At 58.9% G+C, this 12,983-nt stretch carries 12 protein-coding genes and 1 pseudogene; 4 read left to right on the top strand and 9 right to left on the bottom strand.

All coding sequences use genetic code 11. The features are described from left to right. Positions 1–63 precede the first annotated feature (63 nt). The 4 genes from ABEB12_RS12875 to ABEB12_RS12860 form a co-directional block, all read right to left on the bottom strand. Positions 64–411, bottom strand: coding sequence for a hypothetical protein (locus ABEB12_RS12875; RefSeq protein WP_185061612.1), 348 nt, complete (start codon positions 409–411; stop codon positions 64–66). 228 nt (positions 412–639) lie between these two features. Next, complete coding sequence (locus ABEB12_RS12870; RefSeq protein WP_185061613.1) at positions 640–1,278, bottom strand: hypothetical protein; 639 nt, start codon at positions 1,276–1,278, stop codon at positions 640–642. A 207-nt stretch (positions 1,279–1,485) separates the two neighbouring features. After that, the gene (locus tag ABEB12_RS12865; protein WP_185061614.1) at positions 1,486–2,019 is read right to left on the bottom strand and encodes a hypothetical protein; all 534 of its coding nucleotides are present in this window, start codon (positions 2,017–2,019) and stop codon (positions 1,486–1,488) included. A gap of 220 nt (positions 2,020–2,239) precedes the next feature. Then, positions 2,240–2,536, bottom strand: a complete 297-nt coding sequence (locus ABEB12_RS12860) for a hypothetical protein (RefSeq protein ID WP_185061615.1) — start codon at positions 2,534–2,536, stop codon at positions 2,240–2,242. 486 nt (positions 2,537–3,022) lie between these two features. Here ABEB12_RS12860 and ABEB12_RS12855 point away from each other — a divergent pair, with 486 nt between their 5' ends. Beyond that, the gene (locus ABEB12_RS12855; RefSeq protein ID WP_185061616.1) at positions 3,023–4,213 is read left to right on the top strand and encodes a helix-turn-helix domain-containing protein; all 1,191 of its coding nucleotides are present in this window, start codon (positions 3,023–3,025) and stop codon (positions 4,211–4,213) included. Here the strand turns inward: ABEB12_RS12855 and ABEB12_RS12850 are convergent. Further along, positions 4,207–5,022 carry an alpha/beta fold hydrolase gene (locus tag ABEB12_RS12850; protein WP_185061617.1) on the bottom strand — a complete coding sequence of 272 codons (816 nt, stop codon included), beginning with the start codon at positions 5,020–5,022 and terminating at the stop codon, positions 4,207–4,209. The two genes, ABEB12_RS12855 and ABEB12_RS12850, sit on opposite strands and share 7 nt — an antisense overlap. A 174-nt stretch (positions 5,023–5,196) precedes the next feature. On the opposite strand from ABEB12_RS12850, the gene ABEB12_RS12845 reads away from it, so the two are divergent. After that, positions 5,197–5,727 (top strand): DUF6879 family protein, encoded by a 531-nt coding sequence (locus ABEB12_RS12845; RefSeq protein ID WP_185061618.1) that lies wholly within the window; start codon positions 5,197–5,199, stop codon positions 5,725–5,727. A gap of 13 nt (positions 5,728–5,740) precedes the next feature. Here ABEB12_RS12845 and ABEB12_RS12840 read toward each other — a convergent pair whose 3' ends face one another. Continuing rightward, positions 5,741–6,499 carry a hypothetical protein gene (locus ABEB12_RS12840; RefSeq protein ID WP_185061619.1) on the bottom strand — a complete coding sequence of 253 codons (759 nt, stop codon included), beginning with the start codon at positions 6,497–6,499 and terminating at the stop codon, positions 5,741–5,743. Beyond that, positions 6,492–7,346: a hypothetical protein gene (locus ABEB12_RS12835; protein WP_185061620.1), complete on the bottom strand. Its 855-nt coding sequence runs from the start codon at positions 7,344–7,346 to the stop codon at positions 6,492–6,494. Before ABEB12_RS12835 ends, ABEB12_RS12840 begins: the two co-directional genes overlap by 8 nt. Before the next feature lie 406 nt (positions 7,347–7,752). On the opposite strand from ABEB12_RS12835, the gene ABEB12_RS12830 reads away from it, so the two are divergent. Beyond that, positions 7,753–9,384: an SIR2 family protein gene (locus tag ABEB12_RS12830; protein WP_185061621.1), complete on the top strand. Its 1,632-nt coding sequence runs from the start codon at positions 7,753–7,755 to the stop codon at positions 9,382–9,384. Between the two features lie 676 nt (positions 9,385–10,060). Here ABEB12_RS12830 and ABEB12_RS12825 read toward each other — a convergent pair. Beyond that, a complete protein-coding gene (locus ABEB12_RS12825; RefSeq protein WP_345702772.1) occupies positions 10,061–10,447 on the bottom strand; it encodes a helix-turn-helix domain-containing protein in 387 nt (128 codons plus the stop codon). 364 nt (positions 10,448–10,811) lie between these two features. Here ABEB12_RS12825 and ABEB12_RS12820 point away from each other — a divergent pair. Further along, positions 10,812–11,054, top strand: a pseudogene (locus ABEB12_RS12820) (transposase); the annotation flags it as partial. Between the two features lie 596 nt (positions 11,055–11,650). Here the strand turns inward: ABEB12_RS12820 and ABEB12_RS12815 are convergent. Then, positions 11,651–12,916, bottom strand: a complete 1,266-nt coding sequence (locus ABEB12_RS12815) for a tyrosine-type recombinase/integrase (protein WP_185061623.1) — start codon at positions 12,914–12,916, stop codon at positions 11,651–11,653. Between the last annotated feature and the right edge of the window lie 67 nt (positions 12,917–12,983).

The raw sequence follows: 12,983 nt of genomic DNA, 5'->3' as shown, positions 1-12,983 counted from the left end.
TTATCGCCTTGAATGGGACTCAGTCTGCGTTGACTACATTCCACCGAAGCCATATGCGTAGCCCTAGGGTGCACTAACGCGTTCGATGTTAATGGCAGCGCCTTTTTCTGATGGTCCAAAAAGTTTGTGGCAACGATTCCTGATGCACTGCTGCGTCGCGTTATAGTTGACTGATCCCTGGAATCTTATTGGCTTGCCGACGTACGGGGCAAGTTCGACGGTGCTCTGACCGATGAGCAGGGTGCCTGCCCTCTCCATCCCCAGCCAATGGGCGGTATAGGCAAGGAGGTAGTTTGAGTCGCCATCCTTTTCGATGCGATACACCGCGTGTGGGTCATGCCAAGGCAACGTAGTGTTAGCTGGATCAAAATACAACTCAACAACTGCAGCAGCTGCGATGAACAAGAACACGCATAACCAAATGGACAATTTTAGAACTTTCATGCAATTTCGAAAATAGTATAGCACAGATATTGGCCGGCAAGATCATGTACTTTGGTCGACCCCTCACCTAAAGCCCTTTGGTGTTTGAGGAGACTCCCATGAACGCATTGGCTTGGATCCTTGTATTCATTGGCATCATCGTGGTGCTCTGGGTGGCTCTAACTGGCGGCTGAAGTGCCCTGCGCTATGACCTTTTCAACTATTCTCGAGTGCCGTGCGAACCTTCTTTAACGCGGCCACTCCGTCGACTGGCTCAACCCACGGCGGGGAACCAGTACGTTCGCCGACCGTGTAGGCGTTGCCGAACTGTTTGCGCGGCCGGCGCACGACAACTGTTGCTGAGATACCACCTGGCCCGTCTGGTCGGACGTTGGCGCTGTGCACGACACGGTGATCCATGGTGTGTGCCTCGCCGGCGGGAATGATGCGGCTTGGCCCCTTCATAAGCACCACCTCACGCACCGGTCCCGTCCGCTGGCCATCGTTGAGGTACTCGTAGCGCTTCTCGCCCTCTCCGTGAGCGGCGGGGGAGTACAGCGTGTCTCTGAAGGCACCGGTGAGTACTGCCGACCCGAAGTCGGCTGTGTGGTTGTGGGTGTCCTCGGTCAGCTGGCTCTGCCCAGCAGACCAGACGTGCAACCGTGCACTCCAGCCGTCGCCCTGAGCGAGGGGTACCGCGTGCAGGCTCTCGACCCGGTTGCCGTCCTCATCGTGGTTGACGATCATGCGCGCGGGTGTTCGCTCAAGCTCTGTACCGGTGGGGTCGTAGATAAGAGCGTCAAGCAGCGGGAGCATGATCTGTGGCTGTCCGAGCGCGACTGCGGCTTCGGTCAATTTGTCCAGCGAAGGCTCTGGTCCTAGGAATGCATCCAGCGGTTCTTCGACACCGAGGTCGACTCGTTGCGCGAGGAGATACGTAGCGTGTGATATTTCGTGACTACTTGCCATAAAGCGGAGCAATTAATAGTAAACAATTGCTGTGTTGTTGTCAAGTTTCGACAACCGTTTTATTGTCACTTTATGGTGTGAGGGAAGTTGGACCTACCAGCCTGTTTGCTGTATTACCGCACGTCTCGCTCGCTCGAAACTGAACTGCTGAGGTGGAATTGCCGCCAGGAGAGCATCGGCGGTGTGCAGCATTTCCTCGATTTGCCCATCGTTGCGAAAAGGTACTGCCTTGGTGAGTCGGTGTGTGAGCTGGTCATCGTAGAACAGCATGTGTAGCTCATCTTGCGTTGTTAATCGTGCGAGGTCGGCACGTTGGTCCGGTTGTTCGATGTTCGTGAATGTTTCAAGCGCGAGGGGCTGCTGAGGTTGGTCGTAAACGGTGAGGACTGTTCTGATTACCGGTGCAGCTGGATGGCTGTAAAGCTCGTGGTGGAAGTGGATCGGTACCCGGCCGCGAAGGTTATTGATTTCTGGCGTGGGCAGTTTGACGACGAACGCGGTTCCCTGATCCGTCGCTTGCATGAGGCAGGCAACATCCTGCCCACGCAAGAAGTCTGCAAGTTCTGGTAATAATGGTGTTCTGTACAGCGGTTCGCCTGGTAAGTTTTGGGGACCCCTTTCGGCCATAGAATGCTTTTATAAACGAAAATGCTACTGAATGTCAACCGGCGGAAGCACGCCTTCCCGGCGTAGAAATTGCACCGGATAGATCGGAGAGAGAAGGGCGCGCAGCGCGAGGCCGTTGAGCTTGTGGTCGACGTGCTTATGAGTCATCTCCCAAGACCACGACAATCCTGACGGCCATCGATTCTGAGCAGGGCGTCGTACGAAGCGCCGTAGCTACTCGTTAGTGCGGTGAGTACTTCGACGCTTGGCCATGTCCGTTTGCTGCGATTCGCCGATCGTTAGAAATCCAGGGCACTTCTTGGCGGACGCCGGCGACGTAGAGAGCAACGGCTGTCCTGTGTCCTAGGGCATCCACAACGAGCCGCGTAACCGCCCCTGCCAACACGCCGGGATCGGTACTCAGGGTGGCGGCGTACTCCTCGGCCTTCTTCAGGTTGAAACTGATCAGCGTGATCGCTGAGATCTCCTGGGGGCGCACAGCATGCACCGCATAGACGACTCGTTCCGGCCTGGTCACGGGTTCACCACCGCAGTTGTCGACTGCGAGGCACACGGCCAACCGAGCGAGACTCGTGCAGCTGTGGCGAAACGTATGCGCCCGCAGGGAAACGTTTGGGCACAGCGGGAGCACATCCCGCCGTGGTCAAGATGTTCGCGCTCGATGACGACTACCTCGGTCGCAAGCAACGCCGCCGTCACCAGCAGGTCTGCGGCGGTGGGAAAGGTCACTGACCTACCCCACAGCTCTACAGCGCCGGCGACGTGCGGCGATTCGTTGCTCGCGACGAGGACTGGGGCCATGAGAGAGAGTCAAGCCGGCAATCAGGTCATGCCCCAGCGCACGGACGCGGCACGGATGATGCAGCAATGCGGCATCCAGGGCTGCTACCAGCGCAGATGAAGGTTCTACCGCGTCTGACCTGCGCTTTCTGCGGAGTCGATCACGCTCGTTCGCTACACTTTGTCTTCTCGGCGGTTTCTCCAGGTGAGGTAGAGAGGCTTCATGCCCCAGAAGCGGGTGCGACTCAGCCGTGCGCGGCGAAACGCAGGGCTCACGCAAGAGGAGCTCGCGTACCGACTCGGTATTGATCGCTCCACCGTTGGCCGGTGGGAGGGCGGCGCGACCGAGCCGTCAGTGTGGCTCAGGCCGAAGCTTGCCCGTTTGCTTGGCATCAATCGAAACGAATTGTCGTCCCTTCTTGCGACTGATGTACCGAGCCGGCCGTTGGTTGAGATTTCCGATGACGAGGCAATCCCGGTGGAACGGGATCACTTCCGGCTTGCCCTGGACGATGCTCGGCGGTACCTGGACAGCTCTGTTGTTGACTCCTTCCATCGGCAACTCGAAGCGCACATGACGGCTGATGGCGCCAAAGGACCGACTTCAACATTGCCGGCAGTTCTTGGAGTCGTCAGCGTGGTCGAACAGCACGCACGCGAGGTTAAGCCGGCAGTCCGTCGAGAGCTCCTACGAGTTGGTGCCCGTGGCGCCGAGTTTGCAGGCTGGCTCTACCGAGATGCCTACCGGCCAGACCTTGCACTGTACTGGCGAGACCGCGCAGCTGAATGGGCGCTCGAAGCTGGCGATTGGGCAATGCAGGGATACATCCTGCTGAAAAAGAGTCAATCGGCCTGGGATGACCGGGACGCACTACGCATGCTGACGCTGGCCCAAGCTGCGCAACATGGGCCGTGGACACTACCGCCGCTGGTCGCAGCCGAAGCATCGCAGCAAGAGGCCCGAGGTCTGGCGATGACCGGCGAGACGCACGGCAGCGTTGAGCGCAAGCTCGACGAGGCACATGAACTGCTGGCAAGTGCGGACTCGACCCAGCGCCATCCCGAGAAGCTTGGTAGCCACTACACGCTCGAGCTCCTGACAATGCAGAGTGCTATCTGCTACTGCGAAGGCGGGCAGCCGACCCGTGCTGTCGAAGTCTATGCGTCGTGCCTCGACAAGCAGCCCTTCTCGTACCGCGATCGTGGCTATTTTCTCTCGTTGCAGGCCGGTGCCTTGGCACTTGCCGGTGCACCTGATGACGCGACCAATACGGCGACAACAGCGCTGAAAGTGGCGCGCGAGACGAGTTCCAGACGCACCACACAAGAACTGGTCCGAGTGTGTGGTCTGCTGGCGCCATGGCGTCACCGCCCGGCAGTGCGGGAACTCGCTGGCGCGCTGGGCAGTCAGTGACTTGTCACCCAACCGGCAATCGACTCAATGGCGAATGCCTGCCATTTCTGCGTCTGCGGGTCAGCGTACGTCGGGTCGTCATGGACTGCGATTCCGTGCTGTGCTCCGTCTATCTCGATCAGCTTGGTTTCGCCACCGAACTGGGTACTCGCCGCTCGCGACGACTCGATCGAGATGAAGGTGTCCCGGCTGCCATGGATTAGGAGGGTGGGCGTGACGATCTGGGGGAGCGCTCGATCAGGTCGCAGAAAGAATACCTCGTTCAGCAGCGGCCGTCCAAGCTTGAATGTTGGTGAGTGCGGGATGAACCCATTGGCGGCAAGTTTCTCCCCTGCCTCCTCATCGATTACTTCGTTATGCCAGTACGGCTTGTCATCGATAAAGCGCTTCTTGTAGTTGAGCAATGGATTGATGAGCACAAGGCTTGCGAGCGTCCCCGGATGCTCTGCGGCGTAGAAGCCACAGATGCCGCCGCTGAAGCTTGCGCCAAGGAGCGAGACCTTGGGGACGTTCGTCTCGGCCTGGATGACCCCGAGGGCTGCGGTGATGTCCGACAGGATGCCGGCAAGCGTGAGGTCTTCCTGCCGTCCTGGACTCTCTCCATGGCCACGAAGGTCAAAGCGCAAGGAGGCAACACCAGCGGCCTGCAACCCGAGAGCAAGCCGAGCGAAGAAGCCGCCCTCTTCCCGGGTCACACCGCCGCCGTGGACGAGGATAACCGCCCGCTCTGCGGCAGCATCCGGAGTTAGGAGCGTGCCGGCGAGCTTGAGCCCATCACGGGTGCGGACGGTCAGGTGCCGCTCGGACATCAGGTGAGTCTCCTTCAGGTTGGCGTTGTCCCCATGGTGTCAGTCGATCTCAATACGGAGGCCTGTTGCCACACATGATCCCGCCATGTGGACAAACTGAGGGGAACGACGAACGCCGCAGGCACGAGACGAACGAATGCGAAGGGCGCACCAAGGCAAGGAAGGTTGGACGAGATGGAACTACTCCAGGGCCGGGCGTTCGACGAGCTCTTTCACAACTTCGCAGCCGACGCTTTCCACCTCGAAGTGCAGGACAGCTATCACACGCCGGACGAGGCCGGTCCGTTCCAGCTGTTCCTGAACGGCGATCCCGACGACTTCGCCTGGCATCAGCCGTGGTTGCAACTCATCCGGGAGACGACGGGCAGTGGAAAGCAGATCAGGCGAGCCCGGGTCGTCACGGTGCCGCACGGCGACTACACCCGTTGGGGTCTAACGGTCGCGCCGCACAACATCGCGGCGGGGGAGGAGATCCGCTGGCTCCCACGACACTGCATCAGGCCAGACGAACTCACAGCAGATGACTACTGGCTCTTGGATGACGCGCTGGTGGTGTTCACCGTATTTGAGCCGAGCGGCCAGTTCGCCGGGGGTGCCGCAACCACCGACCCAACGATCATCAGGCGCTGCCGCAACGTGCGCGATCGAGTCTGGGATCTAGCGATCCCGCACCATGAGTATGTGCAGAACCGTGCGTCATTGTGAGGCTGACTCCGCATTACGATGCGATGTTCGCAAGCATGGTGTTCGTTAACCAGCCGAGCACAGGGCCGTTCTTCTCGCCTGAGGCAGTAATGAAGACATCGTTACAGTAGGGAACTGAGCGCATTACTGTGCGCGCGAGACTGACCGTATCTGTCGGCTTCACGAAGCCGATCGCTGAAATCAACGATGCCAGACTCGGCATGGCCAACAGGCTCGCGACGGTAGGTGGGGCCGATTCTGAGGGGTGCGCGGCAAAGTATGCATCAAGCGTTGATTTGTGCACGACATAGGTAACTTCATCATCAGCGTTGAATATCGGCCATCGCTGGCGTCTCGCAGCTTCCATATCAGACCGGATATCGGTGAGGTGGAGCGTGTTGGGATCATCTCCAGCCGCCAGCTTTTTTCCCTCAATATCGCTCCGGGGTATCATCACGGTACTGGTTGGGCTCAAAGGGTCAGACTTACCCACGAGTCGTATCGTGCTATCTGTTGCGGTCTGCAAACTATCCTTCGCGTAGTAGAACGCCAGCACGGTCCCAACCCAGGTGCCAAAGAGGGGTACGAGCGAAGCGAGGATAAGACGCGCAACTTCCTCTTTGTCTTTTGCTACAAAGAGTGCGACAACGGACGCTACAAGGATGCCCAGGAAACTGAATCTGACGATTTGCCGCGCAAGCAGATTTCGCACACCTGCGTCGTCCAGCGAATGAGGTCGCATCGCTAGCCTCTTGATAGTGTTGAGTACGCCTGGTCTTGGCACATCAGTCACCACCTGTGGTTGAGTCGCTTGATTGGTCTCTCATACCCTCTGCAAAGGGGGAATCTGCGGTCTCTGGTTTACGCGCACGCTCCCAAATGTGGTCGAACTGGCTGACCCAGTACGGAAACCAACGCTCGCTTGTGTTGGGCGTTAACTCCAGGTGCATTCGTGAGTGGGTTGTCTCGTTATGGAACGCGTGGAACTCGACGACCAGCGATGCGCTCCGTCGGCTTGCATCGGTCACCACGAGACTGAAGCCAGGGTTGTAGTCGATGAAGCCGTACTCGAAGCTACCGGCCACCTGCCATTTGCTCATGAGGCCGAGTTGCCGGACGGACGTACGTAGGCTCTCGGCGAACTCCTGCATCGGATAGTCAAGCGAGTCATCCAGCTGGTGCGCCGCGAGCTCGATCGCTGCTGGGTTTGTCGGGTCGAGCACGATGACCCGGACAACGGAGTCCGCGTGGCTCAGTACCTCGCGCCTAAGGATGTCGCAGTGCTGGCTATTGAGCAGATTGACTGCAGACGGTGCGAAGATCCAGACCTCGCGGGCGTTGTGCCATCGCTCTCTCAGGGGCAAGCCGTGGAAGCTGTCGCGGTCACCTGCGAGCTCATCAAACTGGGACGGTGAACCTAGTGGGACCGCTGAACGATAGACGATCACAGCGACACCAGCCAGGAGCGCGGCCCACTGGACGTTAACAGGAACAAGATCGCCAATGATTGCCAGCGGCGCAAGCACTGCGGCGACTGCGGCGGCGGCGTAGGCCTCGATGTTGCGAAGGTGAAGGAAGTCTGCCTTGATGTGGCGGAGGGTTCGATTTAGGTGCACAGGAGATCCCGAGTTGCTAGTCACTGCAGCTGGAATGCAGGCGTAGGCTGGTATCTGGTGTCGCTAGGAGTGATCAGCCTAACGCTGGTTTCTATCGGGTTCAATAGACGCCTTCTGCCGTGCTCGGCTCGACAGGCCTCTGGATATTTAACGCCTGCGAAAAATCTTTCGCAGGCGGGCATGAAGAAAATCAGTATCGTTTTAGCGCACATGCTGTAACGATGCGGCGTCGAAGTGTGACGCCTCTTGATTATTGCGGCGGAGGGGACGACTCTCGCTCGCACCAGCAGGTTGACGATAGCAAAGTTTGCTAGTGCCGCGAAAGAGATTCGCAATGCCTGTTAAAGAGCCGGTACGCACTATCGAATCGCTTGACCACCCTGCGCTCTCGCTAACGCGGCAACCATCATTGCGAGATCTTGTAGAGGCCGTGTCCACTCCGGACCAGAAGATCACAATCATCTGCGGCGCAGGCGTGAGCAAAGACTCTGGATTGCCGAGCTGGGAGGAACTGCTGCAGCGGCTAGTTAGGGTCCTAGACGATAAAGACATGCAGGAAATGGTAGTGATTGACCGAATCGACCCTCCTCGCAAAGCAGACTATATCTTTGCACTCAGGAAGGATCGCAACCTGGCGTGGGATAGCTTTGTTCGCGATGGATTGTATGCCGGACAGGAGGCGAATCTTGCTCCGGGAGTCCTCGCTGACTCGCTTGCAAGTTTTGTCCAGGTTGTTCAGAGCCGAGTACGCATCATGACGACGAACTATGACAACAAATTAGAAGATGCGCTAGAGAAACGAATGCCAGAGGTGGTGGTTGAGGCTCGAGGATTGAAGCAAGCGAGGAAGTGGTGGGGCACCGACCCAATGCAAAAGATTGAGGTATTGCACCTGCATGGGTACGTCCCGCCTGGAGGCGAACCCGCCATTGGGCCGATCGTTCTGGGCGAGTCCCAGTATCTGGAGCATGGCGCCGCCGTTCGTCTCGAGATACAAAAAGCGCTCCGTGAGAGTGTAGTGCTGTTTGTCGGCATGAGCCTCACAGATCCAAACCTTTCGGGCCCCCTTCACGCGGTAAGGACAGGAAAGGCCTTCACGCTGATGGTTCCCGATGCACCGGAACCTGACCTCAGTAGAGCACGGCGAGGCGCACTGGCGCTTGCCTATTGTAGCGCGCAAGCAGATTCACGGTATAGGCATTTTGGCGTGCAAACTGTTATTCTTAAATCATTCGGGCAGGTGGCGCAGTGCATCGAGGAACTCTCGATAGCAGCTGATCCGACTACGCAGTACTCGAAAGATACGAGTGATCTGCGATACGGCCGTCGGTTCTGGCGGATTCTCGAAAAGGTTCACCTAGCATTGGGTATGACCAACGGAAACGTCCCTGCGGGTGGAGATAAAGGACGCGAAGTCAGCGAGGCACTCGCGGAGGCAATGGTTGGAGGTCCGATGGCCCTCATCAACGACCTCAGGGCGAATTGTCGCTTGGAGTACTCGCAAATGGGGATGACAAAAGCGCATCTCGACGAAGAAGAGTTTGCTTTGTATCTGTGGGTTCGCGATTTGGGGAGTGACCCACGAAGTCCCGGCTCCTTCCAAATCTCGCTTGCCGGCACGTCAGCGTACATTCATCGATCATCTGTAACTCTTCAACATAGCGTTCCTATTGCACCTAATTCGCCTATTGCGGCGGCGGAGGCTGTATATTTCGGCAACGCGCGACTCATAGACGGTGCGGAACGTGGAAAGAAGACGCAAATGTGGGGCACACTGCAGTCCGTGCCGATCCACATGGCGGAGATTGACTTCGATGCAAATGCGACGAGTTATCCTGTTTGCATCGGCGCCGCAACTCTGGTGTCAAATTATCGAGTAGTGGCTAGGGAGATTATCGAGAATGCCCATGCAACGGATATTAACGTTGCAAAGGCGTATCAGCCATCAGCGCTCTCGACTATGTGTGCCGCAGACTTTGCTATTCTTACAGGCTCAGTGAGAGAAGCAGCCAGGAAAGTGATAGTTGGGCTGTATAATTCGTACGCATCACTCGGCAAATAGCGAAAGCTCCGCAGATCTGCCTTACTTGCGTGGTACTTCTTCTTTTCCCGCTGCTTCGGGCAGGGGAGTTGAATACGGACCTGTGAGCTTTAAGATGGTTCTTTCAGAGGCAGGTGTTTTCCAAGAGTTCGGCGCAACATCGCGGGTAGGGTGGAGTTTAGCGCCGGACGCTTCGCTTGCGGCAAGAGACCTTCTGAAGACATCACCTGGAGTCATCGACTCGCCACCCCCCTGGTTGTCAGGTGTCTTGCGGGATTCCGATGGTTCGCGTTCTGGTCGTTTCATTTTTCTGTGACCCACATCACTTATGGGCCGTCGACATTGTACACGTTGCTCGGATGGGTGTCAACGTTGAATTGAATTCCGGTTCTAGGATACGTCGCGGACGGCGCGATAGTGGCCGCCTGTCGCTTGCAATGGATTCGTTATGTTGATCGAGAATTGGCAGTAACGTTGACTACGTAAAAGGATCGATGAGGTTAACAGTTGATGAATTATCGAAGGTCGCGCCGATGCCACGGGTGTGCGCACATAGAGAATGCGTCACACGAGCAGCGTGGGGTCACCGGTCTCAAAGATGCGGCCATGCGAGGCGGCATTACCCGGGCACTCTCCAACTGAGGTCGCCGCATGCGTGATGGTGCACCTCGGCAAACAGCCCAGGCAGCGCCCGCAATTATGAGTCGTCCTTGTTGAAAATTCTCGCAACGTCCCGAGCGAGCCGCCGTTCGGCAGCGATCGCTGCGACATCCACGCAGCAACCAGTTTCAGCAGCCTGGGCGGCCATCTCCTCAATCGCCACTGCTGGCACGATGTAGCGGGAACGCACGCGGATAGACGGAAAGACATCCTCACGAATCGCGCGATAAATCGTCGCGGGATCGACCCGGAGCAGCCTCGCAGTCTCGGCCACGGTGTAGAACGTCTTGGCGTTGGCGGGCTTGTCGCTTGAATTGCCGCAGCACTGACATCCCATGACGCATGCTCCCTTATGTTCCTGACGCCCGGTTGGCGGGTGGCGGGTGCTGTCCCCGTCACCGCGCTGTGCGCCGCGCATGGTCATAGAGGCTCGCGGTCAAGGGTGGTTCCTGGTGATGTTTTGGAGCGTCAGCGTCCCGAAGGGCCAAAAGATCACGAGGTGCCCTTGATCGGGAGGGATGGCCATGTCAAGCTCAGGGCGTCAGAAATGCAAGGCTCACGCAGTGAGTCGACCATTCCTCTGCCCCGCGCCGGCTTTGAGGCGTGCCGCATTTCGATCTGAGCGATTTCGCATTACCATTCGGACGAGTGCTCAGGGTGTGGGTACATGGGGCCTGCGCCACGCGACTAATGTCATCGTCGTGGATGACTGCCCTGGCGGTGCTCCTGTACAGACGGCGACGCGCAAGAAAGCTCGATGCGTCCGCAGCAGGAAGGCTCATGCGCACTATCCGACTGATCTGAGCGACGCGCAGTGGACCTTGATCGAATCAGTCTTACCGGCGCCATCGACGGGTGGCCGGCGGGAGAAGCACGCGCGCCGGGAGATTCTCAACGCGATCTTGTACGTGGAGCGGACCGGCTGCTCGTGGCGGTTGTTGCCGGACTCGTTCCCGCCCTGGCCCACCGTGTACTGGCACTGGGCACGCTGGCGTGATCGCGGCTCCCTCGCCATTGTCCAGAGCATGCTGTGCGCGGAGACGTAGCTACTCGGCCTCGGACGGCTTCGTACGTTGCTGCTCCTCGTAGAGCTCATTGATGATCGCAAGGAGTTGGCGGCAGACTTCTGGTGTGAGCGGGAACGGCTCGGACGGTACGCGAACGATGAGCTCGTTCCCCCGACGACTGCGCTTTGGCTTTGCCATTAGACGCTCCTTCGTGAACCACGTGCGTGGCTCCAAGGGCGTATGGAAGTTGACCGGGATGACCAACCTGCTTCAGCGCAGTTACTTGCGTGAGGCCTTCGGCAGCTTGGCTGTGCGGACGAGAGTATCGACGCCTATCACCCCGACTGTGCCGCCGCCGTGCTTGCGCTTGACGGGTGATTACGCCTTCTCAGGAGGCTTGTTCCGCCGTTGCTCCTTCGAGATCTCGAGCAAGAGCGCAAGGAGCGCTCGAGAGGCTTCCGGCGTGAGCTCAGGTACTGCAGACGGAACCCGCAGGACGAGGTCCCCGCTCTTGCGACGCTTCCGGTCGGACCGTGCCATGGTGCGTTCTCCCTCGCAAGGCAAACGGGTTACGAGGGAGCATGGAATCGGGCTGTGATGACCAACCTGCTTCGGTGCAGTTACTTCCGGGATGCTTTCGGCAGCTTGGGCATGCGCGAAGCGAGCACCTCGGCAGCCTTGCGGTCGGAGGCAGGCACCCAGGCCGCATAGACCCGGAGGGTCGTAGTGCCGCCGCCACCGTGGCCAAGCCGACCAGAGACCGTCCGGAGATCGACGCCCGAGGTCAGAAGCTCGGTTGCCGAGTAGTGCCGCAGTGCGTGCAGGTGGGTGTCGATCTTGAGGCGGGTTGCCATGTCCTTATACCGCTGTGTCACCGCGTTGGGCGAGTACGGCTGGAGGTGATCGAGCGTCCGGGTCCCGCTGAAGACGAAGCGGTTGTCGTCGAACGTCTGGCCGAGCGAGCGCACGCGCTTGGCAACGCGCTTGCGGTGCTTGCGCAGCAGCGCCACGGTCTCGCCGTCCAGGGCGATCCGGCGGGATTGGTGGGTCTTGGTGTCTTTCTCCTTGCCGCCAACCCAGTTGCGACGTAGATCAATTACCTCCCCGTCCAGGTCAAGCCGGGAGAAGCGAAGTCCACAGAGCTCGCCGCGCCGGATGCCCGTGGTCATGACCAGCCAGACGAGAGTGCCCCAGTCCGGATCCATGCGGAACGCTTCAGTGACGAGCACAACGGCCTCAGCTGAGGAGGGTGGATCTGGATCCGGTGGCTTTTGCCGGGGGCGCTTGGCGATCGTCGCTGGATTGCTCTGCACCCATCCCCAGCGCTGGGCTGCAGCCATCGTGCCGCTGATGATCGAGTGCATTTGCCGGACTGTCGAGCTGGCCATCGGCTTGCAGACGTGTGGCTGGCACTTGGCCTTGACGCAATCATGGTCAGCGTCAGTGCTGTGCTTCTCGATGAACGGCTTCCCGTCGCAACGCACGCGACAGCGCCGCAGCTCGGTGTACAGGCTTTCGAGCGCCCGCGCGTCCAGCTTCTTCACCGCCACCATGCCGAGTGCCGGCTTGATCGTCCGGGTGATGTAGCCCTCGTACGTCTTGCGGGTGCTGTCCTCGATCTCGCTGGTGCGCAGCCACTCATCGAGTGCGCGGCTGAGCGGGACTGAGGATTCGGTCGCCTGCTGCTTGGTGACCTGGGTACGGAACTCCGCGATCTTGTCGTCTGCCTTGTCCCAGGCCTTCTGGTCAGTGCCGGGGATGGTGGCGGTGAGGTAAATCTTCTTGCTCGTCACCGGGTCGTAGCCGGCGAAGTACCGAACTTGCAGCGACTCCCCGCGCTGGCGAATCGCGCCTTTACGACGGCGCGCACTATCGACTCTGGCCATTCCCCCACTGTACGGGTGGACAGGTGGATGGACAGAGATCGTTTAGCTCGATCTTGATTCGGTTGTT

The organism is Actinospineispora eucalypti (assembly GCF_039543365.1).
Taxonomy (GTDB): Bacteria; Actinomycetota; Actinomycetes; order Mycobacteriales; family Pseudonocardiaceae; genus Pseudonocardia; species Pseudonocardia eucalypti.
Note: the sequence above shows the minus strand (reverse complement) of the source record. Positions and strands in the feature narration are given on the sequence as shown.